The organism is Mesorhizobium sp. P3_B5, assembly GCF_056402815.1.
In genome coordinates this window covers 117,383-140,453 of the sequence record NZ_JBFUGR010000004.1, presented here as the reverse complement: position 1 = coordinate 140,453, position 23,071 = coordinate 117,383, and the positions used below count along the sequence as shown (strand labels likewise).

Annotated in this window: 20 protein-coding genes and 1 other RNA gene; 20 read left to right on the top strand and 1 reads right to left on the bottom strand. The window is 63.6% G+C overall.

Annotated elements, in window-relative coordinates; translation table 11 throughout:
- Positions 1–57 precede the first annotated feature (57 nt).
- The 3 genes from rnpB (at position 58) to AC1DVW_RS12795 (ending at position 1,207) form a co-directional block, all read left to right on the top strand.
- An RNA gene (gene rnpB, locus AC1DVW_RS12805) (RNase P RNA component class A) lies at positions 58–455 on the top strand.
- Positions 456–632: 177 nt separating this feature from the next.
- Positions 633–917, top strand: coding sequence for a type II toxin-antitoxin system ParD family antitoxin (locus AC1DVW_RS12800; protein WP_477323791.1), 285 nt, complete (start codon positions 633–635; stop codon positions 915–917).
- Positions 914–1,207 carry a type II toxin-antitoxin system RelE/ParE family toxin gene (locus AC1DVW_RS12795; protein WP_477244601.1) on the top strand — a complete coding sequence of 98 codons (294 nt, stop codon included), beginning with the start codon at positions 914–916 and terminating at the stop codon, positions 1,205–1,207. The genes AC1DVW_RS12800 and AC1DVW_RS12795 overlap by 4 nt, the downstream gene beginning before the upstream one ends.
- 9 nt (positions 1,208–1,216) lie before the next feature.
- On the opposite strand, the gene AC1DVW_RS12790 is transcribed toward AC1DVW_RS12795, so the two are convergent.
- The gene (locus AC1DVW_RS12790; RefSeq protein ID WP_477323499.1) at positions 1,217–2,332 is read right to left on the bottom strand and encodes a cystathionine gamma-lyase; all 1,116 of its coding nucleotides are present in this window, start codon (positions 2,330–2,332) and stop codon (positions 1,217–1,219) included.
- 409 nt (positions 2,333–2,741) lie between these two features.
- Between AC1DVW_RS12790 and mraZ the strand changes: the two genes are divergently transcribed.
- From mraZ to lpxC, 17 genes are all read left to right on the top strand, one after another.
- Positions 2,742–3,200: a division/cell wall cluster transcriptional repressor MraZ gene (mraZ, locus tag AC1DVW_RS12785; RefSeq protein ID WP_477244605.1), complete on the top strand. Its 459-nt coding sequence runs from the start codon at positions 2,742–2,744 to the stop codon at positions 3,198–3,200.
- Positions 3,197–4,213 carry a 16S rRNA (cytosine(1402)-N(4))-methyltransferase RsmH gene (rsmH, locus tag AC1DVW_RS12780; RefSeq protein ID WP_477244607.1) on the top strand — a complete coding sequence of 339 codons (1,017 nt, stop codon included), beginning with the start codon at positions 3,197–3,199 and terminating at the stop codon, positions 4,211–4,213. The genes mraZ and rsmH overlap by 4 nt, the downstream gene beginning before the upstream one ends.
- A 4-nt stretch (positions 4,214–4,217) precedes the next feature.
- Positions 4,218–4,610, top strand: a complete 393-nt coding sequence (gene ftsL, locus AC1DVW_RS12775; RefSeq protein ID WP_477244609.1) for a cell division protein FtsL — start codon at positions 4,218–4,220, stop codon at positions 4,608–4,610.
- The gene (locus AC1DVW_RS12770; RefSeq protein ID WP_477244611.1) at positions 4,607–6,334 is read left to right on the top strand and encodes a peptidoglycan D,D-transpeptidase FtsI family protein; all 1,728 of its coding nucleotides are present in this window, start codon (positions 4,607–4,609) and stop codon (positions 6,332–6,334) included. The genes ftsL and AC1DVW_RS12770 overlap by 4 nt, the downstream gene beginning before the upstream one ends.
- Positions 6,335–6,388: 54 nt before the next feature.
- Positions 6,389–7,843 (top strand): UDP-N-acetylmuramoyl-L-alanyl-D-glutamate--2,6-diaminopimelate ligase, encoded by a 1,455-nt coding sequence (locus AC1DVW_RS12765; protein ID WP_477323497.1) that lies wholly within the window; start codon positions 6,389–6,391, stop codon positions 7,841–7,843.
- Complete coding sequence (locus tag AC1DVW_RS12760; protein WP_477323495.1) at positions 7,840–9,273, top strand: UDP-N-acetylmuramoylalanyl-D-glutamyl-2,6-diaminopimelate--D-alanyl-D-alanine ligase; 1,434 nt, start codon at positions 7,840–7,842, stop codon at positions 9,271–9,273. Before AC1DVW_RS12765 ends, AC1DVW_RS12760 begins: the two co-directional genes overlap by 4 nt.
- A gap of 26 nt (positions 9,274–9,299) precedes the next feature.
- Entirely contained in the window at positions 9,300–10,382 is a 1,083-nt protein-coding gene (gene mraY, locus AC1DVW_RS12755; RefSeq protein WP_477244616.1) for a phospho-N-acetylmuramoyl-pentapeptide-transferase, read from the top strand.
- 8 nt (positions 10,383–10,390) lie between these two features.
- The gene (gene murD, locus AC1DVW_RS12750) at positions 10,391–11,791 is read left to right on the top strand and encodes a UDP-N-acetylmuramoyl-L-alanine--D-glutamate ligase (RefSeq protein WP_477323493.1); all 1,401 of its coding nucleotides are present in this window, start codon (positions 10,391–10,393) and stop codon (positions 11,789–11,791) included.
- Entirely contained in the window at positions 11,791–12,942 is a 1,152-nt protein-coding gene (gene ftsW, locus AC1DVW_RS12745; RefSeq protein WP_477244620.1) for a putative lipid II flippase FtsW, read from the top strand. The genes murD and ftsW overlap by 1 nt, the downstream gene beginning before the upstream one ends.
- 1 nt (position 12,943) lies before the next feature.
- Positions 12,944–14,071, top strand: coding sequence for an undecaprenyldiphospho-muramoylpentapeptide beta-N-acetylglucosaminyltransferase (murG, locus tag AC1DVW_RS12740; protein ID WP_477323492.1), 1,128 nt, complete (start codon positions 12,944–12,946; stop codon positions 14,069–14,071).
- Positions 14,068–15,474 carry a UDP-N-acetylmuramate--L-alanine ligase gene (gene murC / locus AC1DVW_RS12735; RefSeq protein WP_477323490.1) on the top strand — a complete coding sequence of 469 codons (1,407 nt, stop codon included), beginning with the start codon at positions 14,068–14,070 and terminating at the stop codon, positions 15,472–15,474. Before murG ends, murC begins: the two co-directional genes overlap by 4 nt.
- The gene (gene murB, locus AC1DVW_RS12730; protein ID WP_477323488.1) at positions 15,471–16,436 is read left to right on the top strand and encodes a UDP-N-acetylmuramate dehydrogenase; all 966 of its coding nucleotides are present in this window, start codon (positions 15,471–15,473) and stop codon (positions 16,434–16,436) included. The genes murC and murB overlap by 4 nt, the downstream gene beginning before the upstream one ends.
- A 446-nt stretch (positions 16,437–16,882) precedes the next feature.
- Positions 16,883–17,809 (top strand): D-alanine--D-alanine ligase, encoded by a 927-nt coding sequence (locus tag AC1DVW_RS12725; protein WP_477323486.1) that lies wholly within the window; start codon positions 16,883–16,885, stop codon positions 17,807–17,809.
- Complete coding sequence (locus AC1DVW_RS12720) at positions 17,797–18,735, top strand: cell division protein FtsQ/DivIB (protein WP_477323484.1); 939 nt, start codon at positions 17,797–17,799, stop codon at positions 18,733–18,735. Before AC1DVW_RS12725 ends, AC1DVW_RS12720 begins: the two co-directional genes overlap by 13 nt.
- Positions 18,732–20,039 (top strand): cell division protein FtsA, encoded by a 1,308-nt coding sequence (ftsA, locus tag AC1DVW_RS12715; protein ID WP_477244631.1) that lies wholly within the window; start codon positions 18,732–18,734, stop codon positions 20,037–20,039. The genes AC1DVW_RS12720 and ftsA overlap by 4 nt, the downstream gene beginning before the upstream one ends.
- A gap of 68 nt (positions 20,040–20,107) precedes the next feature.
- Positions 20,108–21,763: a cell division protein FtsZ gene (gene ftsZ / locus AC1DVW_RS12710; protein WP_477244632.1), complete on the top strand. Its 1,656-nt coding sequence runs from the start codon at positions 20,108–20,110 to the stop codon at positions 21,761–21,763.
- A gap of 276 nt (positions 21,764–22,039) precedes the next feature.
- Positions 22,040–22,987, top strand: coding sequence for a UDP-3-O-acyl-N-acetylglucosamine deacetylase (gene lpxC / locus AC1DVW_RS12705; protein WP_477274964.1), 948 nt, complete (start codon positions 22,040–22,042; stop codon positions 22,985–22,987).
- Positions 22,988–23,071 lie beyond the last annotated feature (84 nt).

The following is a 23,071-nucleotide window of genomic DNA, read 5'->3' as shown; positions in this document are numbered from 1 at the left end:
GCTGACCGCCGGCTTTTTCGTTTGCGTTTTCGAGCCTGAACCTCTTTATACGCCTTGCCAGCTGGCCGGGCGGCCGCACCCGCGAAGTCGAAAGGCTGCGGGTGAGGAAAGTCCGGGCTCCATGGAGACACGGTGCCGGTTAATGGCCGGCGGGGGCGACCCCAGGGAAAGTGCCACAGAAAGCAAACCGCCACGATTTATCGGGGCAAGGGTGAAAGGGTGGGGTAAGAGCCCACCGCGCGACTGGCAACAGGAGCGGCACGGTAAACCCCACCGGGAGCAAGACCGAATAGGGACGGTGCGAGGGGAGACCCTCGAGGGCTGTTTCCGGCTCACCGTTCGGGTAGGTTGCGTGAGGCGCATGGCAACATGCGCCCAAGATGAATGGCCGCCACGTTCTCGCACCGCAAGGGGCGAGGGCCATACAGAACCCGGCTTACAGGCCAGCTGGCAATTCTTTCCACGATATTGCAGTGAAATCGGCTGATATCAGCAGGTTGCGTCTTCGGGCGCGACTGTTGATTCAGCCGCCTCAGAAACTGAATCAACTTGGGACAGAGGTGGCAGCTTTTGTTGAAATTGGTGCGATTAAATCGTACCTTGCTCGAATAGATAGCATCAGGAGGGCCGTCATGGGCCATGTCGACAAGCGCAGCATCACGCTGTCGCCGGAACTGGCGGCGGCGGTCGACGATGTGGTGGCTGCGGGGGAATATGCCTCGGCAAGCGAAGTGATCCGCGACGCTTTGCGGCAATGGAAGGACCGGCGCGACCTGCATGGCTACACGCTGGAAGAATTGCGCAAGCTGGTGCAGGAGGGAATCGACGGCGGGCCGGCGCTGGACGGGCAACCAATCATGAAGCGGTTGCGCGCGAAATATCTAAGAATGGCCGAGGCTAAAGGCTTCCATGAGTGAAATACCGCCTGCTTCCTCAGGCGGAAGTCGACCTTGAAGCTATTGGCGACTATGTCGCGGCCGACAATCCATTTGCTGCGGTTCGCCTGGTGGATGCTTTTGAAGCGCGATGGCGCTTGTTGGCTTTGCATCCGTTCTCCGGTGCGCCGCGCGAAGACATTGCTCCAGGTATCCGCCACCTGGTCCTGGGGGAATATCTTACGTTCTACCGCATCGCTGACGGCGCCATTGAAATCCTGCGCGTCCTGCATGGCCGGCGCAAGATCGAGGCTGACGACCTGAATTCGTGACGGCTCCACTCAGACGCCGAGCTTGTCGAGCGATGCCTCGATTGCCTGCCACAGTTCCTCCACCGGCTCGCAGCCGACCGACAGGCGCACGAAGCCGGGCGCGACGGCATCGCCTCTTTTCGATCGCCGTTCAGCCGAGGTGTGGACGCCGCCAAAGGATGTGGCGGCCTGCATCAGCGCGCAATTGTTGATGAAATCCTCAGCCTTGTTCTCCGAAGCCAGCACGAAGGAGATGAGAAAGCCGAAGCGTTCCATCTGGGCACGGGCAAGGTTGTGCGAAGGATCGCCTTCGAGGCCGGGGTAGCGCAGGCCGCTGACCCCAGGATGGTCTTTCAGCCGCCGCGCAATCACTTCGGCGGAAGAACACATGCGGTCGAAACGCACATCCAGCGTTTCGAGGCCGCGATGCACCAGCCACGCTTCGAACGGTCCGGGAATGGCGCCGGAAGTCTCCCGCCAGTCGGTCACGGCAGCGATGATATCGGCATTGCGGCTGGCGACATGGCCGAACAGCACGTCGGAATGGCCGTTGGGCGCCTTGGTGTCGGCGGCAATGACGATATCGGCGCCGAGATCGAGCGGGCGCTGGCCGAACGGCGTCATCGTCGTGTTGTCGACGACGAGCAGCGCGCCTGCGCTATGAGCGGCCTGGGTGACAGCCGCGATGTCGCAGATGTCCAGGCCGGGATTGGCGGGGGTTTCGACGAAGGCGAGGCGATAGCCATCGAAACCACCGTCCAGGAAGTTCGATGTCGGCCTGACGTCGTAGCTGACACCGAACGATTTAAGGAAGCGCTCCGCCAGCGCCCTGGTGGTGTGATAACCATCCGAAGGCAGAAGGATGCGGTCGCCGGCCTTGAGCAGCCCAAAAAACACCGCCGAGATCGCAGCCATCCCCGAGGGGAAGGCAACGCATGGCGCATCTTCCAGATGCGCCAGCATGTGCTCGACCGCATCCCAGGTCGGGTTCGAGAAGCGGCCATACTGATCAAAGCCGGTGGCGTCACCGGGAGCGTGAAAAATCGCGGCCATGGTCAAGGGCAGCGGAATCGGGTCGCCCTTTGCCAGTCTGTCGCGACGCAGATGAGGAAGGGCCGCAGCGCGTGACCTGGCGGTTTCGGACATCGATTTTCAAACCTTGTTTCTTGGTCGAGAAATGCGGCCGACCCTAGCGTCAGGCTACGGCTTGCGGCAAGCCGCCTCCGGTTGGGCCAGACGGCTCTAAACCCTTCGTTAGGCTTAATGGACGATAAAGAAGGGAGTGCCGTCAAAGCTGCTCTCACCGGTTGTGGCGCGTGCGTTTGTGAAGCCTGTTCCCGTTGACGCCCATAGTGCCCCATGATATCCCATTTCGATACCAAAGCCTTCGTTCCGCGTCAGGGTGAAGCGTACGCCAATCGGGCAGCCGCGGCGGCTGTGCGTTTGCGGGGTTTCGCCTTTGGGAATGAAGCGAATGTTCGGCAGGGGACGCGCAGCGGCGGCGCGGACGACAAGATGGAAAGGGGTGCGGCGGCGGAAGCGGCTGTAACGCGTAATGGACCGGTTTCTGTCAAGCGCAGTGAACAGGATCGATGCGAAGGGGCGGGTCTCCGTTCCGGCGCATTTCCGCGCGGTCGTGCAGAAACGCGGCTATTCGGAGCTCTATGCGCTGCGCTGTCTGGATGTTCCGGCGATGGATGTCGGCGGTCTCGACCTGCTCGACCGCTACGAGCAGCGCATCGCGCTGGAAGACCCTTTTTTGCAGACGGCGGACGACATGTCGTTCTTCTGCCATGGCGACGGAACGTTCCTGAAGCTCGACCAGGACGGCCGCATCACGATGAGCGATTTCATCCGCGAGCACACCGGCATTTCGGCGGAAGTGGCCTTTGTCGGCCGCGGCAATTTCTTTCAGATCTGGGAACCGAAACAGCTTGCCGCCTATGGGGCGCAGGCACGCGCGCGGCTTTTGCAGCTTCGGCAGGGGACGAAGCCTGGGGAGCGGCCGGAATGATGGCGGGTCACGGCGATGATATCAGCGCCGTTGGCGGACCGACCCGTCACATTCCGGTCCTCCTTGCCGAAGTGCTGGAGGCGCTCGCGCCAAAAACCGGCGATTTGATCGTCGACGGCACGTTCGGCGCCGGCGGCTACACCAGGGCGATCCTCGCAACCGGCGCTTCGGTCGTCGCCATCGATCGCGATCCGGATGCCATTGCGGCAGGACGCGCCCTCGAACAGCAGTCGGGCGGCAGGCTCAAGCTTGTCCAGGCGCCGTTCTCGACGCTGGACGAGCAGGTCGAAAGCGCCGACGGCGTGGTGCTCGACATCGGCGTCTCCTCGATGCAGATCGACCAGGCGGAGCGCGGCTTTTCATTCCGCACCGACGGGCCGCTCGACATGCGCATGGCGCAGGCGGGCCTCAGTGCGGCCGATGTCGTCAACTCCTTCAAGATGGGCGACCTTGCCCGCATCTTCGGCTTCCTCGGCGAAGAGCGCCATGCCGGCCGCATCGCCCGCATGATCGAGAGCCGCCGCGAAAAACATCCGTTCGAGCGCACGCTCGACCTCGCCGACGCCATCGAAACGCATATTGGCCGTGCGCCCAAGGACAAGATCCATCCGGCAACCCGCGTCTTCCAGGCGTTGCGCATTTTCGTCAATGATGAACTCGGCGAATTGGCCAAGGCCCTGTTTGCGGCCGAGCGCGTGCTGAAGCCGGGCGGGCGGCTTGTCGTGGTGACGTTCCATTCACTGGAAGATCGCATCGTCAAGCGCTTCATTGCCGACCGCGCCGATGCCGCGACCGGCTCGCGGCACATGCCCGAAGCGCATACGCGCCTGGCGACCTTCGGCAAGGCCGGCGGCGGCGTGACGCCTGGCGACACCGAGACAGCAGCCAATCCGCGGGCGCGCTCGGCAAGACTGCGCGCTGCGATCCGCACCGAGGCGCCGGCGCGCGCCGGTGATTTTTCGATTTTCGGCCTTCCAAAGCTTCCCGGCATCGATCGGCCGAGAGAGAGGTGAGCACGTGTTTCGTACCAGCGACATAGTCCTTATCGCCGTCATGGTTTCGGCCGCGGCCCTGACCTACAAGACCAAGCGCGAGGCCGAGGAACAATTGGCGTCGGTGCAGAAGATCGAGGCGCAGATCCGCTACGAGGAGGATACGATCGACCTCTTGAAGGCCGACTGGAGCCTGCTCACCCAGCCGTCGCGCCTGCAGAAACTCGCTGAACTCTACAAATCGCAGCTCGCGCTCGAGCCGGTCAATGCACGCCAGATCGTCGGGCTCGACGATCTGCCGGCGAAACCGGTCAACATCGAGGACCTTTCGTCCCAGCGGCTGGGCGGCATGGCCGACAATTCCGGCAAGGGGCCTTTGGGCAAGGACCCGGTGGTGACCGGAGGCATCGTCCAATGATCGTCAAATTGCCAACGATGGGCAGATTGCTGAAGCGTCGCGCAAAATCGGGCGAAGACGGCTCGATCGTCGTCGACGGCGCCCGCAAGGCGACCGGCGGCAAGGCCAAGACCCGCATCGTGATGACGATGGCAGTGTTCTTCGGCATCTATTCGACCATCGCCGGGCGGCTGGTCTATCTCGGCTTCCAGAACCCCGACATGTCCGGCGGTCCGCAGAGCCGGGTGACGGCGTCGCGGCCCGACATCGTCGACCGCAACGGCGAAGTGCTGGCGACGGACATCAAGACGGCGTCGCTGTTTGCCGAGCCGCGCCGCATCGTCGATGCCGACGAAGCTATCGAGAAGTTGTCGACGGTGCTTCCCGAGATCGACTACGAGCAGACCTACCACAAGCTGAAGAGCGGCGCCGGCTTCGTCTGGCTGCAGCGGCAGCTGACGCCCAAGCAGCAGGCCGACATCATGCAGCTCGGCATTCCCGGCTTTGGCTTCCGCACCGAAAAGCGCCGGTTCTATCCGGCCGGCGAAACCTCGTCCTACATTGTCGGCCTCACCAACATCGACAATCAGGGCATCTCCGGCATGGAGAAGTACATTGACGAGCAGGGCCTGAGCGACCTTCAGGCGTCGGGCCTGGCGATAGCCAAGGATTTGAAGCCGGTGCAGCTTTCGGTCGACCTGCGTGTTCAGCACATCGTGCGCGACGAGATCGCCAACGGCATGGAAAAATATCATGCCATCGCCGCCGGCGCCGTGGTGCTCAACGTCAAGACCGGCGAAGTGGTGGCGATGGCCTCAGTGCCGGATTTCGACCCCAACAATCCCTACAATGCGCAGGACAAGGACCGGCTGAACCGCATGTCGGCCGGCCTCTACGAAATGGGCTCGACGTTCAAGAGTTTCACCACCGCCATGGCGCTCGATTCCGGCAAGGTGACGATGGAGAGCCGGTTCGATGCCTCGCATCCGATCCAGATCGGCCACCAGACCATCCATGACTTCCACGGCAAGAACCGGGTGCTGAGTGTGCCGGAGGTGTTCATCTATTCCTCCAACATCGGCTCGGCCCGGGAAGCCGACGTGGTGGGCATCGAGGGCCACCGCGAATTCCTGCATCGCATGGGCATCCTCGAGAAGATGCAGACCGAACTGCCGGAAGTCGCCCGCCCCACCGAACCCAAGGTGTGGAAGAAGGTCAACTCGATCACCATCGCCTTTGGTCACGGCGTGTCGACGACGCCGCTGCAGACGGCGGTCGGTTGCGCCGCGCTGATGAATGGCGGCTATCTGATCGAGCCGACATTCCTGCCGCGCACGCAAGAGCAGGCGATGACGGTGGCCAAGAAAGTGGTCAACGAAAAGACCGTTGAAGGCATGCGCTATCTCTACTCGCTCAACGCCGAGAAGGGTTCGGGCAAGAACGCCAGGGTTCCGGGCTATCGCGTCGGCGGCAAGACCGGTACGGCCGAGAAGGTCATCAACGGCCGCTACTCGTCGACGGTGCGTTTCAACGCCTTCGTCGCTTCCTTCCCGATGGACGATCCGCAATACATCGTTTTGTCGATTATCGACGAGCCGAAGCCGGAAAAACCCGGCATGGGCGCCACCGCCGGCTCGAATGCAGCACCAATTGTTGCGAACATCATCCGCCGTTCGGCTTCGATGCTTGGCGTGAAGCCAGATTTCAGCCATGAAAATGGTGCAACGCTGGTGTCCTATCAGTGATTCTTGGGGCGCGCCGGCAACTGCGCGCTATTTTGTTGCAATGAACGGAACTCGATGCAGCTGAAAGATCTAGCCGGTATCCTGCCTATCGAGGGAACAGCTTCCCCCGACATGGAGGTTACCGGGATTACGTCGGATTCGCGCCAGGCAAGACCGGGCGTGGTCTTTTTCGCGCTCGCGGGAACCAAGGCGGATGGGGTGGCCTACGCGGCCGATGCCGCCAGACGGGGTGCTGTGGCCATTGTGGCGGGCACGGGCAGTGCCGTTGCCGGCCTGCCGGTTCCGGTTCTTTCGGTCGATGATCCACGCCTTGCACTGGCATTGAGCGCTGCCCGCTTCTTTGGTCGGCAACCGCAAACCATGGTCGCGGTGACCGGTACCAGCGGCAAGACCTCGGTCGCCGCCTTCACCAGGCAGATATGGGAGCAGGCCGGCTTTGCCGCGGCTTCGATCGGCACCACCGGCGTGGTGGCGCCGGGCCGCAACGAATATGGCTCGCTGACCACGCCCGACCCGATAGCCTTACACCGGTTGCTGAGCGAATTGGCCGATGCCGGCGTCACCCACGCCTCGATGGAAGCCTCCAGCCATGGTCTCGACCAGCGCCGCCTCGACGGGGTGAGGCTCGCCGCCGGCGGGTTCACCAATCTCGGCCGTGACCACATGGACTATCATCCGACGGTCGAGGACTATCATCGCGCCAAACTGCGGCTGTTCGATACGCTGCTGCCCAAAGGGGCGCCGGCCGTGATCTTCGCCGACGACCCGTGGTCGGAGCCGACGGTGCGTGCGGCACGCGCGGCGGGCCTGACCGTGCTGACGGTCGGCCGGCACGGCGATTTCCTGCGGCTGAAGCGGGTCGAGCACGAGCGGCACCGTCAGCGTGCCGAGGTCGAAGCCGATGGCGTTTTGTATGAGGTCGATCTGCCGCTGGCCGGCGATTTCCAGATTTCCAATGCGCTGGTTTCGGCCGGCCTCGCCATTTCGACTGGAACGCCTGCCGCCAAAGCCTTGATGGCATTGGAAAAACTGAAGGGTGCGCCGGGCCGGCTCGACCTTGTCGGCACGACCGCCAACGGCGCGCCGGTCTATGTCGACTATGCGCACAAGCCGGATGCGCTGGAAAACGTACTCGCCTCGGTGCGGCCGTTCACCACCGGCCGCGTCATCGTCGTGTTCGGCTGCGGCGGCGACCGCGACCGCGGCAAAAGGCCAATCATGGGCGAGATCGCCACAAGGCTAGCCGATGTCGTCATCGTCACCGATGACAATCCGCGTTCGGAAGTGCCGGAAACGATCCGCGCCGCGATCCTCGCCGCCGCGCCCGGCGCCATCGAGATCGGCGACCGGCGCAAGGCCATCCACGACGCAGTGGCCATGCTGCACGCTGGCGACACGCTGATCGTTGCCGGCAAGGGCCATGAGGAAGGCCAGACCATCGGCGCCGAGACGTTTCATTTCTCCGATCATGAGGAAGTGCGCGCCGCACTGCGGGAGCGCGCCGCATGAGTTTCCTGTGGACCGCCGATGCGCTGGTCGCCGCCATGGACGGACGGCCGCTCGGCCCGATGCCGGAAGGCATATCGGGCATTTCGATCGACAGCCGCAGCCTGCAGCCGGGTGATGCCTTCTTCGCCATCAAGGGCGAAGCGATGGATGGCCATGATTTCGCGACCTCGGCGATCAAGGCCGGCGCCGGCGTGCTGGTCGTGGCCGAAGGCAAATTGCCGTCGCTCGGGCGGCTGACGGCGCCGATGATCGTCGTGGAGGATGTGCTGGCGGCGCTGGAAAAGCTCGGCGTTGCGGCCCGCGCGCGTTCGAACGCCAAAATTATCGCCGTGACCGGCTCCGCCGGCAAAACCACCACCAAGGAAGCGCTCCGCCATGTGCTGTCCGCCGTTGGCAAGGTCCATGCGTCGGCGCAGTCGTTCAACAACCACTGGGGCGTGCCGCTGACGCTGGCGCGGATGCCCGAGGATTGCGGCTATGCCGTGTTCGAGATCGGCATGAACCATCCGGGCGAAATCCGGCCGCTCGTCAAGATGGTCCGGCCGCATGTCGCCATCGTCACGCTGATCGCGGCCGCCCATCTCGGTTTCTTCAAAAATCTGGACGAGATCGCCAAGGCCAAGGCCGAGATTTTCGAAGGCATCGAGCCCGGCGGCGCAGCATTGCTCAATCGTGACGATGCGCGCTGGAAGCTGATGGACAAGATGGCGCATGCCGCCGGCGTCGAGCACGTCTTCGGCTTTGGCGAAAACGCCCGCTCGACCTTCAAGCTCACCAAATGCGTGCTGCATGCCGACCATTCCGACATCATCGTCAGGATCGATGGCCACGAGGTTGCCGCCAGCATCGGCGCGCCCGGCCGCCACATGGTACAGAATGTGCTGGCGGTGCTCGGTGCGGCGCATCTGGTTGGCGCCGACCTTGCCAAGGTGGCCCTGGCGCTCGCAGACTTGTCGGCGGAACGCGGCCGCGGCAAGCGGCATGTGCTGCGCCACCCCAAGGGGCCGATCACGCTGATCGACGAGAGCTACAATGCCAATCCGGCGTCGATGGATGCGGCGATGGCGCTGCTCAATGCGACGCCGGTATCGGGCGAGGGCCGGCGCATCGCCGTGCTCGGCGATATGCTGGAGCTCGGCGACCACTCAGCAAAGCTGCATGCAGCGCTTGCCGACCTGATCGTCGGCACCGAGACGCGGACGGTCTTTCTCGGCGGGCCGGAAATGCAGGCGCTGGCCGACATCTTGCCCGACGACATCAAGACGGAGTATCGCGCCGGCGCCGAGGATCTGAAGCCGGTGCTGCTGTCGGCATTGAAAGCTGGCGACGTGGTCATGATCAAATCGTCGAAGGGCATCGGTTTTTCAAAGCTGGTCGACGCGCTGCTCGGCAAATTTCCGGCGGAAGCCACAACCAGCAAACAGACCTAGGGGTCGGGTCCGGGGGACGGAATAGCATGTTTACATTGCTCGTTGATTTTGCGGACAAGGTCTCTGTCTTCAACGTCTTCCGCTACATCACCTTCCGCACCGGCGGGGCGCTCATCACCTCTGCGCTGATCGTCTTCATTTTTGGACCGACCATCATCAATTCGCTCAGGCTGCGGCAAGGCAAGGGCCAGCCGATCCGTGCCGACGGGCCGCAAACCCACTTCAAGAAGGCCGGTACGCCGACCATGGGCGGGCTGATGATCCTGTGCGGCATCGTCGGCTCGTCGCTGTTGTGGGCGAACCTTTCCAGCATCTATGTCTGGGTGGTGCTGCTGGTGACGTTGGGTTTCGGCTCGATCGGTTTCTACGACGACTATCTCAAGGTGACGAAGCAGTCGCATCTCGGCTTTTCCGGCAAGGCACGGCTGGCGCTGGAATTCGTCATCGCCGGCATTGCCGCCTGGGTGATCATGCACAATGGCCAGGCGCCGTTCTCGTCGTCGCTGACCTTTCCCTTCGCCAAGGAATTCATCGTCAATCTCGGCTGGTTCTTCGTTCCGTTCTCGTGCTTCGTCATCGTCGGCGCCGGCAATGCGGTGAACCTGACCGATGGTCTCGACGGGCTGGCGATCGTGCCGATCATGATTGCCGCGGCATCCTTCGGCGTCATCGCCTACCTCTCCGGCAATGCGGTGTTCGCCGAATATCTGCAGATTCATTTCGTCCCCGGCACCGGCGAACTGGCGGTGGTGCTTGGCGCGGTGATCGGCGCCGGCCTCGGCTTCCTGTGGTTCAATGCACCGCCTGCGGCGATCTTCATGGGCGACACCGGTTCGCTGGCGATGGGCGGGCTGATCGGCACGGTTGCGGTGGCGACCAAGCACGAGATCGTTCTGGTCATCGTCGGCGGATTGTTTGTCGTCGAAATCCTGTCGGTCATCATCCAGGTCGGCTACTTCAAGATGACCGGCAAGCGCGTGTTCCTGATGGCGCCGATCCACCATCATTTCGAAAAGCTCGGCTGGACCGAAAGCCAGGTGGTGATCCGCTTCTGGATCATCGCCGTGATCCTGGCACTGGTCGGCCTGTCGACCCTCAAATTGAGATAGGAGCCCGCTTGATCCCCGCCGCATCCTTCGCAGGCAAGCGTGTTTCGCTCTTCGGGCTTGGCGGCTCGGGGATCGCCACCGCGCGCGCGCTGATCGAGGGCGGGGCCGACGTTCTTGCCTGGGACGACAATCCCGACAGCGTCGGCAAGGCGGCGGCGCTCGGCATTGCGACCGCCGACCTGCGCGGCGCCGACTGGGCGGGGTTCTCGGCCTTTGTGCTGTCGCCGGGCGTGCCGCTGACGCATCCGAAGCCGCACTGGACGGTCGAGTTGGCGCGTGGCGCCGGCGTCGAGGTGATCGGCGACATCGAGCTGTTCTGCCGCGAGCGCATAGCCCGTGCGCCGACAGCACCCTTCATCGCCATCACCGGCACCAACGGCAAGTCGACGACGACGGCGCTGACCTCGCATATTCTCAAATCGGCCGGGCGCGACACGCAGATGGGCGGCAATATCGGCCGTGCCATCATGACGCTCGATCCGCCGCAGCCTGATCGGCACTATGTGGTGGAGTGCTCCTCCTACCAGATCGATCTCGCGCCCTCGATCAACCCGACGGCCGGCATCCTGCTCAATCTGACGCCCGACCATCTCGACCGGCACGGCACCATGCAGCACTACGCCGCGATCAAGGAGCGGCTGGTGGCCGGCAGCGAAACGGCCATCGTCGGCATCGACGATTCCTGGTGCGCCCAGATCGCCGACCGGCTGGAGCGGGCGGGCAAGCAGGTGATCCGCATTTCCAAGCGTCTGCCGCTGACCGACGGCTACTTCGCCGACGGCTCCAATCTGATGGAGGCCGTGCACGGCCGCTACAGCCGCGTTGCCTTTCTCGAAGGCATCGGCTCGCTGCGCGGCCAGCACAATGCGCAGAACGCGCTGGCCGCCGTCGCTGCCTGTCTCAAGGTCGGGCTGGATCTCGGTGAGATCCAGGCCGGGCTGGAGAGCTTTCCCGGACTGGCGCACCGGATGGAGCAGGTCGGCCGCAAGGACCATGTGCTGTTCGTCAACGATTCCAAGGCGACCAATGCCGATGCGGCGGCACCGGCCTTGTCGAGCTTTCCGCGCATCTACTGGATTGCCGGCGGCCTGCCCAAGGAGGGCGGCATCGAGCCCTTGCGCGGCTTCTTCCCGCGTATTGCCAGGGCCTATCTGATCGGCGAGGCGGCGCCTGCTTTCTCGGCGACCCTGGGCGAAGCGGTGCCCTATGAAATATCGGGTACGCTTGCCGCCGCGGTCGAGCACGCGGCGCGCGATGCGGCAAATGACGACAGCGGCGAGGTGGTGGTGCTGCTGTCGCCTGCCTGCGCCAGTTTCGACCAGTTCAAGAATTTCGAAGTGCGCGGCGAAGCCTTCAGGCAAGCTGCGAATGCTATCGAGGGCGTGAAACCCATCGGAGGGGCACGATAATGCAAAGCCGTCTCGACAAAAGTCCGGTAGCGACCTGGTGGTGGACGATCGATCGCTGGTTCCTGGCGGCGTTCCTGTCGCTGATGGGGCTCGGCATCGTGCTGTCCTTCGCGGCGAGCCCGGCGGTGGCCGAACGCATCGGCCTCGACAGCTTCCACTTCGCCACCAGGCAGATCATCTTCACCGTGCCGGCACTGGGAGTGATGCTGGCCGTCTCCTTCCTCGAGTCACGGCAGATCCGGCGCATGGCGCTGGTCATGCTGTGCATCATGCTGGTGCTGATGGTGGTGGTTCTCTATGTCGGCGTCGAGGTGAAAGGCGCGCGGCGCTGGGTGTCGTTGGCCGGCCTGTCGATTCAGCCCTCCGAATTCCTCAAGCCTGCCTTCGTCATCATGTGCGCCTGGCTGTTCGCCGAACATAAGCGCCAGCCCGACATTCCGGGCAATCTGTTCGCCATGCTGCTGTTGGCGTTGGTCATCTCGCTCTTGGTGGCGCAGCCCGATCTCGGCCAGACTATGCTGGTGCTCGGCACATGGGGTGTGATGTTCTTCATGGCCGGTCTGCCATGGATGTGGATCATCGCGCTCGGTGCTGCCGGCCTAGGCGGCGTGTTCGCCGCCTATTCGGTGTTTCCGCACGTCGCCGCCCGCATCGACAAGTTCGTCACCGGCGAAGGCGACACGTTCCAGGTCGACATGGGCCGCGAGGCGCTGATCAATGGCGGCTGGTTCGGCGTCGGACCGGGCGAGGGCACGGTCAAGCGGGTCATCCCGGACAGCCACGCCGACTTCGTCTTTTCGGTCGCCGGCGAGGAATTCGGACTGATCATGTGCTTCTTCATCATGTCGATCTTCGCCTTCATCGTGCTGCGCGGCCTGAGCACCGCACTGAAGGAGCAGGACGATTTCACCCGCTATGCCGTCGGCGGCCTGGTCACCGTCTTCGGCCTGCAGTCGGTCATCAACATGGCCGTCAATTTACAGCTGATGCCGGCCAAGGGCATGACGCTGCCGTTCATCTCCTATGGCGGCTCGTCGCAGATCGCCATCGCCATCTCGATGGGCATGGTGCTGGCGCTGACGCGCAGGCGGCCGGAAAAGCGCAAGCAGATGGGCTTTGCCCTGTCGCAACGCGCCATGCCGGCGGAGTGAGATGTCGAGGGGTGTGATCCTTCTGGCGGCTGGCGGCACGGGCGGGCATCTCTTCCCGGCCGAGGCGCTGGCACACGAGCTGAACGAGCGCGGCTGGAAGGTACATCTGGCCACCGATGACCGCGCCGAGCGCTTTGCCGGCCATTTCCCGGCGGCAGCCGTCCATCCGATCCAGTCGGCGACTATGGGTTCGAAGAACCCGGTGGCGGTGCTCGCCGCCTTCTGGAAGATCTGGCGTGGGGTGCGGCAGGCCTCAGCCATCATCGGCAGGATCAAGCCCGACGCCGTTGTCGGTTTCGGCGGCTATCCGACGCTGCCGCCGCTCTATGCGGCGACAAGGCGCAAAGTGCCGACGCTGATCCACGAGCAGAACGCGGTGATGGGCCGGGCCAACCGGGCACTGGCGGGTCGTGTCGATGCGATCGCCGGCGGCTTCCTGCCGGAAGATGCAAGTGCGGCAGGCGCCAAGACGGTGACGACGGGCAATCCGGTCCGGCCGCAAGTCATGGAAGCGGCAAAGATGCCCTACGCGGCATCGGCCGGAGAAGAGCCGTTCCGGCTGCTGGTGTTCGGCGGCAGCCAGGGCGCGCAGTTCTTTTCCGACGCAGTGCCGGCGGCTATTGCGCTGCTGCCGGAAGCGCTGCGCAAGCGGCTGGTGATTACCCAACAGGCCCGCGCCGACGATGTGGGGCGGGTGAAGACGGCCTATGCGGCGCTTGGCGTCGACGTGCAAGTGTCGCCGTTCTTCACCGACATGGCGGCGCGCATGGCGGCAGCGCAGCTGGTGATGTCGCGCTCGGGTGCGTCCACCGTGTCGGAAATCGCCGTCATTGGCCGGCCGGCGCTGCTGGTGCCGTACCCGCATGCGCTCGATCATGACCAAGCGGCGAATGCCGCGGCGCTTGCCGCGGCAGGCGGGGCCGAAGTGCACCCGCAGTCGACGTTGTCGCCCGAGCGCATCGCTGCCTTGATCGGCGGGTTGATGCAGGATCCGGACCGGCTGACTGCCATGGCGGCGGCAGCCAGATCGGCTGGAAAACCGGACGCGGCGCGGTTGCTCGCCGATCTGACAGAGGCTATTGCGTCCAGGAAAACCGTTTCGGAATTCAGGAAGGGGACGCACGCATGAAGATGCCGCAGACGATCGGCCTTGTGCATTTCATAGGCATTGGCGGCATCGGCATGAGCGGCATCGCCGAGGTGCTGCACAATCTCGGCTACAAGGTGCAAGGCTCCGACCAGGCCGACAGCGCCAATGTGCAGCGGCTGCGCGACAAGGGCATCGAGTGCTTCGTCGGCCACAAGGCCGAGAACATCGGTGAAGCCGAAGTGGTGGTCGTGTCGACCGCGATCAAGAAATCCAATCCGGAACTGAAGGCAGCGCGTGAAAAGCTGCTGCCGATCGTGCGCCGCGCCGAAATGCTGGCCGAATTGATGCGCTTCCGTCAGGCTGTCGCCATCGGCGGCACGCATGGCAAGACGACGACGACCTCAATGGTGGCGACGCTGCTGGAAGCCGGCGGGCTCGACCCGACGGTGATCAATGGCGGCATCATCAATGCCTACGGCACCAATGCCCGCATGGGCGACGGCGAATGGATGGTGGTCGAGGCCGATGAGAGCGACGGCACTTTCCTGAAGCTGCCGGCCGAGATTGCGGTCGTCACCAACATCGACCCCGAGCATCTCGATCACTATGGCAGTTTCGACAAGGTGCGAGAGGCGTTTCGCCAGTTCGTCGAGAACGTGCCGTTCTACGGCTTCGGCGTAATGTGCACCGACCACCCGGAGGTACAGGCGCTGGTCAGCCGCATCGAGGATCGCCGCGTCATCACCTATGGCGAGAACGCGCAGGCCGATGTGCGCTTCACCAACCACCGCATGGCGGGTGCCATCTCGGAATTCGACGTGGTGATCCGCGACCGCAAGGGCCGCGGCCAGATTACGATTGCCGGCCTGCGCCTGCCGATGCCCGGCCACCACAACGTCTCCAACGCGACGGCGGCGATCGCGGTCGCGCATGAACTCGGCCTGTCGCCCGAGGCGATCAAGAAGGGCCTGTCGTCCTTTGCCGGCGTCAAGCGGCGCTTTACACACACAGGTTCATGGAACGGCGTCGAGGTGTTCGACGATTATGGTCATCATCCGGTCGAGATCACGGCGGTGCTGAAGGCGGCGCGCAGCGCCACTGACGGCCGCGTCATCGCCATTGCCCAGCCGCACCGCTTCACCCGGCTGCATGATCTGTTCGACGAGTTTTCCGTCTGCTTCAATGATGCCGACACGGTGATGGTGGCGCCGGTCTATGCGGCCGGCGAAGAGCCGATCGACGGGGTGACCTCCGAGGCGCTGGTGTCGCGCATCCGCTCCGGCGGCCATCGCGACGCGCGCTACATCGAAGGTCCCGCTGCGATTGCGCCCGTGATCCGCGAGCTGGCCAAGCCCGGCGATTTCGTCGTCTTCCTTGGCGCCGGCAACATCACCCAATGGGCCTATGCGCTGCCCAAGGACCTTGGCGGAACCGTCTCATGATGCGCGGCCAGGCCTTGATCGACGGACTTGGCGACCGGCTGGCCGGCCTGCGCGGCCGCATCACGCCCAATGCCGAGATGGACAAGATCACCTGGTTCCGCGCCGGCGGACTTGCCGAGGCTCTTTTCCAGCCCGCCGACGAGGACGATCTCGCCGCGTTCCTGAAAGCGGTTCCCGAAGACATTCCACTGACCATCGTCGGCGTCGGCTCGAACCTTCTGGTGCGCGACGGTGGCATTCCGGGTTTTGTCATCCGGCTTTCGGCCAAGGGCTTTGGCGAAGCCGAGATCATCGGACCGACGACGATCAGGGCTGGCGCTGCAACACCCGACAAGCGCGTCGCCGCACTTGCCTATGAGGCGGGCATTGGCGGCTTTCATTTCTACCACGGCATTCCCGGCGCCATCGGTGGCGCGCTGCGGATGAACGCCGGCGCCAACGGCGTCGAGACGCGCGAGCGCGTCGTCGAGGTGCGGGCGCTCGACCGCAAGGGCAGTTTTCATACGCTGAGCAATGCCGACATGGGCTACGCCTACCGTCACTCCTCCGCGCCGTCCGGGCTGATCTTCACGTCAGCCGTGTTCGAAGGGGCGCTGGAAGACAAGGCGGCGATCAAGGCGGCGATGGATGCCGTGCAGAACCACCGCGAAACCGTGCAGCCGATCCGCGAGAAGACCGGCGGCTCGACCTTCAAGAATCCGGACGGCACGTCGGCCTGGAAAGAGATCGACAAGGCCGGCTGCCGCGGGCTGATGATCGGCGGCGCGCAGATGTCGCCGATGCATTGCAACTTCATGATCAACACTGGAACCGCGACCGGCTACGACCTCGAATATCTGGGGGAGACGGTGCGCGCCCGGGTGCTCGAAAAATCCGGCATCCGGCTGCAGTGGGAGATCAAGCGCATCGGCAACTTCCGGCCTGGCCATGAGGTGCAGGAGTTTCTCGGACAGTTGCTTTAAGCCGCATTGATATTCAGGTGATGCCGGCCTGCAAACGACGGCTTTCGGTGCTTCCGGTGCTCACGGACCCGAACGTCCGCTCCGCTCCGGTTCTCGAAAGCCATCGCTTTCGGCTCGGCCTGACCTGAATCTCAATGCACCTTAGCCCGAGCTGAAGTTCGCGTAATGCTTTAACTTCAAGCCCCCTGAAATACCCGCGCGACCGTTGCAGCGAAGACTCAACAACGCGCTTTTCGCGGTCGTTTTCACGGAAAGTGAATCTCTCGGAATCGTAAGCACTTGCCAGCGAATCAACTCTCTGATTCTCTGCCCTCAAGCGTTTCCTGATTTGAGTCGTTGCGACGCGTTACTCGCGTTTTCCGTCTGGGGGGCAACCTGCCGGAAGACTCGGACTCAATGTCGCGAAAACAGTGTTGCGGGCCCGCCGTATTAGGGGATGACGGGAAATGAAAAGTAAGCATGTGGCTGTTCTGCTGGGAGGATTCTCGTCCGAGCGGCCCGTGTCTCTGTCCTCGGGGAATGCGTGTGCCGATGCGCTCGAGACTGAAGGCTACCAGGTCACCCGCGTCGATGTTTCGCGCGACGTCGGATCTGTGCTTGCCGAACTCAAGCCCGATGCTGTTTTCAACGCGCTGCACGGTCCTTTCGGCGAGGATGGCACCATTCAGGGCATTCTCGAATATCTCGCCATTCCCTACACCCATTCCGGCGTGCTCGCTTCGGCGCTTGCCATGAACAAGGAGCAGGCCAAGAAGATCGCCAAGGCTGCCGGCGTTCCGATAGCGGAATCGAAGGTGGCCAATCGCTTCGCCATCCAGAACAAGCATCCGATGAAGCCGCCCTATGTGGTCAAGCCGGTCAATGAGGGGTCGAGCTTCGGCGTCGTTATCGTGCATGAAGGTCAGTCGCATCCGCCGCAGGTCATCGGCTCGTCCGAATGGAAGTATGGCGACACGGTCATGGTCGAGCGCTACATCCACGGACGCGAGCTGACCTGCGCGGTGATGGGCGATGTGGCGCTTGGCGTCTGCGAAATCATCCCGACCGGTCATTCCTTCTACGACTATGATTCAAAATACGTCGCGGGCGGATCAAAACACGAATGCCCGGCAAAAATTTCACCGAATATTTACCAAAAAATACAGACACTGGCGCTCAAGGCTCACCTAGCTATCGGCTGCCGGGGCGTTTCCCGGTCGGACTTCCGTTACGATGACCGTCACTCCGAAAACGGCGAGGTTGTCTGGCTCGAGGTCAACACCCAGCCAGGTATGACGCCGACGTCTTTGGTGCCGGAAATCGCCGCGCAAGCGGGACACTCGTTCGGCGATTTGTTGAGTTGGATGGTGGAGGACGCTTCGTGTCTGCGTTGAAGTGGGGACAGGGCAAGACAGGCGCGGCCGGGCCGGCGCTGTTCGGCATGCCGTTGTCGTTCGACCATTTCGTGCTGCCGCGCCTGCTTCGCCGGCCGGTGCGGGTGCTGGCGCGCCTGGGTGGCGGTGAAGTTCAGGCGCCGCGTTTCTGTGCCACCGTCATGTCGGCCGTGCTCATCGCCTCCAGCTGCGCTTACGGCGCCTATCTCTCGGGCGATACTGACGAGATCGTCCAGAGCATCACTGCCCGCACCGGTTTTGCCGTCGACCAGATCAAGGTGGTCGGCAATCGCGAAACATCCGAGATCGACATTCTGGACAGGCTGGAACTTGACGGCTGGACGTCGCTGATCGGTTTCGACGCAGAGGCCGCGCGCGAGCGCATTGGCACGCTGCCCTGGGTCGAGGTTGCGGCGGTGCGCAAAGTCTATCCGCACACGCTGGAGGTGCGCGTCGAGGAGCGCGAGCCGTTCGCGCTCTGGCAGCAAGGCAGTGATCTCTCCGTCATCGAACGGTCCGGCGCCGTGATTGCGCCGTTCTCGGGTGGCAAGCAGGCATTGCTGCCGCTGATCATCGGCACCGGCGCGCCGGCGAAGGCGCCGGACTTTCTGGCCAAGATCAAAAAATATCCCGAGCTTGCGGCGCGGGTCAAAGGCTACATCCGCATCGGCGAACGGCGTTGGGACCTGAAGCTGGAAAACGGCATCACGGTCAAGCTTCCCGAGGATGACGAAGATCAGGCGATCGCCGATCTCGTCAGGATGGACCACGACAACGGGCTTCTGACGCGCGACATCGCCGCCGTCGACATGCGCCTGTCCGACCGCCTGGTCGTCGAGTTGACGCCGGAAGCGGCGACGCAGCGTGAAGCCGCGCTGAATGAAAAGCCGCAAAGCCTGAAGCGCAAGCCGGAGACGAAGATATGAGCTGGCTTGGCGGCAACAGCGATGCCTCCTCGCGCCGGTCCGGCACGCTAACGGTGCTGGACGTCGGCTCGAGCAAGGTTTGCTGCATGGTGGCGAAGCTCAAGCCGCGCGATGACGGCAATCTGTTGCGCGGGCGTTCGCACCGCGTCCAGGTGATCGGCATCGGCCACCAGAAATCGCAAGGCGTGAAATCGGGGGTCGTCGTCGATCTCGACCGGGCCGAGCACGCCATCCGCCTTGCCGTCGACGCTGCCGAGCGCATGGCGGGGCTGACGGTCGATTCCCTCATCGTCAACATGACGGCCGGCCGGCTGAAGAGCGAAACCTTTTCGGCCACCATCAACCTTGGCGGCCACGAGGCCGACGAGGCCGACATCAAGCGCGTGCTCGCCGCCGGCGCCAAGCAGGCGCTGAGGACCGAGCGCGAGGTGATCCATTCGCTTCCCGTCGGTTTTTCGCTGGATGCCGAGCGCGGCGTGCGCGATCCGCGCGGCATGGTCGGCGACCAGCTTGGCGTCGACATGCATGTGCTGACCGGTGACGCGGCCCCCTTGCGCAATCTGGAGCTCTGCATCAACCGCTCGCATCTGTCGGTCGAGCGCATGGTGGCGACGCCCTATGCCAGCGGGCTTGCAGCACTGGTCGACGACGAACTCGAAATGGGCGCGGCCTGCATCGACATGGGTGGCGGCACCACGACGATCTCGGTGTTTTCGGAAGGCAAGTTCGTTCATGCCGACGCCATTGCCATCGGCGGCAATCACGTGACGCTGGACATGGCCAAGGGCCTGTCGACCTCTCTCGATGCCGCCGAGCGGCTGAAAGTGATGCACGGCTCGGCGCTGCCCGGCAGTGCCGATGACCGCGACCTGGTTTCGATCCAGCCGATCGGCGAGGATGGCGACGTGCCGTTGCAAATACCGCGTTCGGTGATGACGCGCATCATCCGCGCCCGCATCGACGAGACGCTGGAACTGTTGCGCGACCGGCTGAACAAGTCGGGCTATGGCAATGCCGTCGGCAAGCGCGTCGTGCTCACTGGCGGCGCCAGCCAGCTTGCCGGCCTGCCGGAGGCGGCGCGCCGCATTCTGGGACGCAATGTACGCATCGGCCGCCCGCTCGGCGTGGCAGGCCTGCCCGAAGCCGCCAAAGGGCCGGCTTTCTCGACCCCGGTCGGGCTTCTGATCTATCCGCAGATGGCGAGCTTCGAGAGCCGCCCTGCGAAAGGAATTTCCGGCCTCAGGATGACTGGTACGGGCGGAAAACTGCATCGAATGAGTCAGTGGTTGAGAGACAGTTTCTAAAATTGACGGGGACAGCCCCATAGGCGGCCGCGGCGGCGAAGCGGCGGGAAAGGCAAAGGACGGAGACAATGACCATCAATCTGCAAAAGCCGGACATCACCGAGCTCAAGCCACGCATCACCGTGTTCGGTGTCGGCGGCGGTGGCGGCAACGCCGTCAACAACATGATCACCGCCGGCTTGCGCGGTGTCGAGTTCGTCGTCGCCAACACCGACGCGCAGGCACTGACCATGTCGAAGGCCGATCGGCTGATCCAGCTCGGCGCGCATGTCACCGAGGGCCTCGGCGCCGGGTCGCAGCCTGAAGTCGGGCGCGCGGCGGCCGAGGAATGCATCGACGAGATCATCGATCATCTCTCCAACACCCATATGTGCTTCGTCACCGCCGGCATGGGCGGCGGCACCGGCACGGGTGCAGCTCCGGTCGTTGCCCGCGCTGCTCGCGAAAAGGGCATCCTCACCGTCGGCGTCGTCACCAAGCCGTTCCATTTCGAAGGCCAGCGCCGCATGAAGACGGCAGACCTCGGCATCGAGGAGCTGCAAAAATGCGTCGATACGCTGATCGTCATCCCCAACCAGAACCTGTTCCGGCTGGCCAATGACAAGACCACCTTCGCCGATGCCTTCGCCATGGCCGACCAGGTGCTCTATTCCGGGGTCGCCTGCATCACCGACCTGATGGTCAAGGAAGGCCTGATCAACCTCGACTTCGCCGACGTCCGTTCGGTCATGCGCGAGATGGGCAAGGCGATGATGGGCACCGGCGAAGCTTCGGGCGAGGGCCGTGCGATGGCTGCCGCCGAGGCCGCGATCGCCAACCCGCTGCTCGACGAGACCTCGATGAAGGGCGCCAAGGGCCTGCTGATCTCGATCACCGGTGGCCGCGACCTGACCCTGTTCGAGGTCGACGAAGCCGCAACGCGCATCCGCGAAGAGGTCGATCAGGACGCCAACATCATTCTCGGCGCTACGTTCGACGAAGAACTCGAAGGCGTGATCCGGGTTTCGGTGGTCGCCACCGGCATCGACAAATCGGCGGCTGATATCGCTTCCGCGCCGATCTCCATTCGCACGGCGCCGCAGAAGCCGGCCGCCCGCCCGGCTGTGCCGGTCACGGACAGCCGTCCGCCCGTCCAGCAGGCGATCTATGAGCCGCGCGCGGCCGACCCGGTCGCCGAGGCCATCCAGCTTGCCGAGGCCAATGCAGCGGCGATGGCGCAGGCTCGCCCAGTGCCGGTTGCCCAGGCCGACGACTTCCGGCCGCAGAGCAAGATCTTCCAGGCGCCGCCGGCCCAACCGCAGCCAATGGTCCAGCAGGTCATGCAGCCGGCGCCGCAGCGTGAAATGCCGCAGCCGGTTGCCGCGGCACCCCAGCGCATGCCGCGCGTCGAGGATTTTCCGCCGGTGGTGAAGGCTGAGGTGGAAGCTAAGAGCCGTCCGGCCGACCACGAGAACAGCGGACCGATGGGGCTGCTCAAGCGGCTGACCAACGGCCTGACGCGGCGCGAAGAGGAGCCTGCCCGGTTGCAGCCGGCACAGCCGCGTGAACCGAAACTGCGTCAGGCGGCACCCGAAATGCGCCGCCTTGCCAGTCAGGACCCGCAGCTCTACGCACCGCGCCGCGGTCAGTTGGACGATCAGGGCCGCCTTGCGCCGCAGACCAGGACAATGCAGGAAGACGATCAGCTGGAGATCCCGGCATTTCTGCGCCGTCAGGCCAATTGACCTGTTAACGGTCCGTAACAATTGTTAACAGGCAAGCAGGACACTGTTTGCCTGTTAACGCTTAAAATGATTGTAAAACAGCGGCTTACCGAACCGCTGGCATTCTGGTGGCGGTTACAGAGAGTAAGAAACCGTGATTTGGAGACTTTCTACCGGACCACTATCTTCGCTCGACTAGGTTCGGTGTGCCGGGATTCGGGGAGTTGGCCCAGCCTGCCGTAGATCAAGAGCCGCGAGCCCTTGGGGCTGATGAAGCGGCCGTAGGCAGTTTGGGCTATGGGGTTTGTCTTGCAAGACTATCAGACGACACTTAAATCGCGTGCGACGCTGACGGGTACCGGCGTTCACAGCGGCAAGCCCGTTACCGTCAATTTTCTGCCGGCAGATCCCGATACGGGTGTCGTCTTCCAGCTTTCGAATGGCGGCGAGGGCCGTGAGTTTCGCGCACTCGTTTCCGAAGTCGGCGCCACTGACCTGTGCACCATGCTCGGCGATCCCTCGGGTGAGCATATCGCCACCGTCGAACATCTGATGGCGACGCTGTTCGGGCTTGGCATCGACAATATCATCATCGAGATCGATGGCCGCGAGGTTCCGATCCTCGACGGCAGTGCCGTGGCGTTCGTGGAGGCCATAGACCAGGCCGGCATCGAGACGCTGCCGGTCAAGCGCCGCTACATCAGGGTGGTCAAGCCGGTTCGCATCGAGAACGGCGCCTCCTGGGCGGAATTCAGGCCCTATAGCGGGACGCGCTTCGAGATCGAGATCGATTTCGAAAGCCCGGCGATCGGCCGCCAGCTCTTTGCATCCGACATCAACCCCGACATTTTCCGCCGCGATATTGCGCGGGCCCGTACCTTCGGTTTCATGAAGGACGTCGAGCGCCTGTGGGCGGCCGGCTATGCGCTCGGCTCCTCGCTGGAAAACTCGCTGGTGATCGGCGACGACAACCGGGTGATCAACATTGGCGGCCTGCGCTATCCCAATGAGTTCGCTCGTCACAAGACGATGGACGCCATGGGCGATTTGGCGTTGGCCGGCGCCCGCTTCATCGGCTGCTTCCGTTCCTATCGCGGCGGCCACAGAATGAACGCTGCGGCGCTCAGGCGCCTGCTGTCCGACCGTTCGGCATTCGAGGTCGTCGAGACGACACGCCGCGAGCGCGGCCGCACCGCCGAGATGATCGCCGTCACCGGGCCTGTCTTTGCGCCCTGGGTGATCTGATTTTTAACGATTTTCAGGCTTTTGTTGCGACCGATCGGTGTTGCATGAATGCATCACCAATGGGTGAAATCATATTGCTTTTGA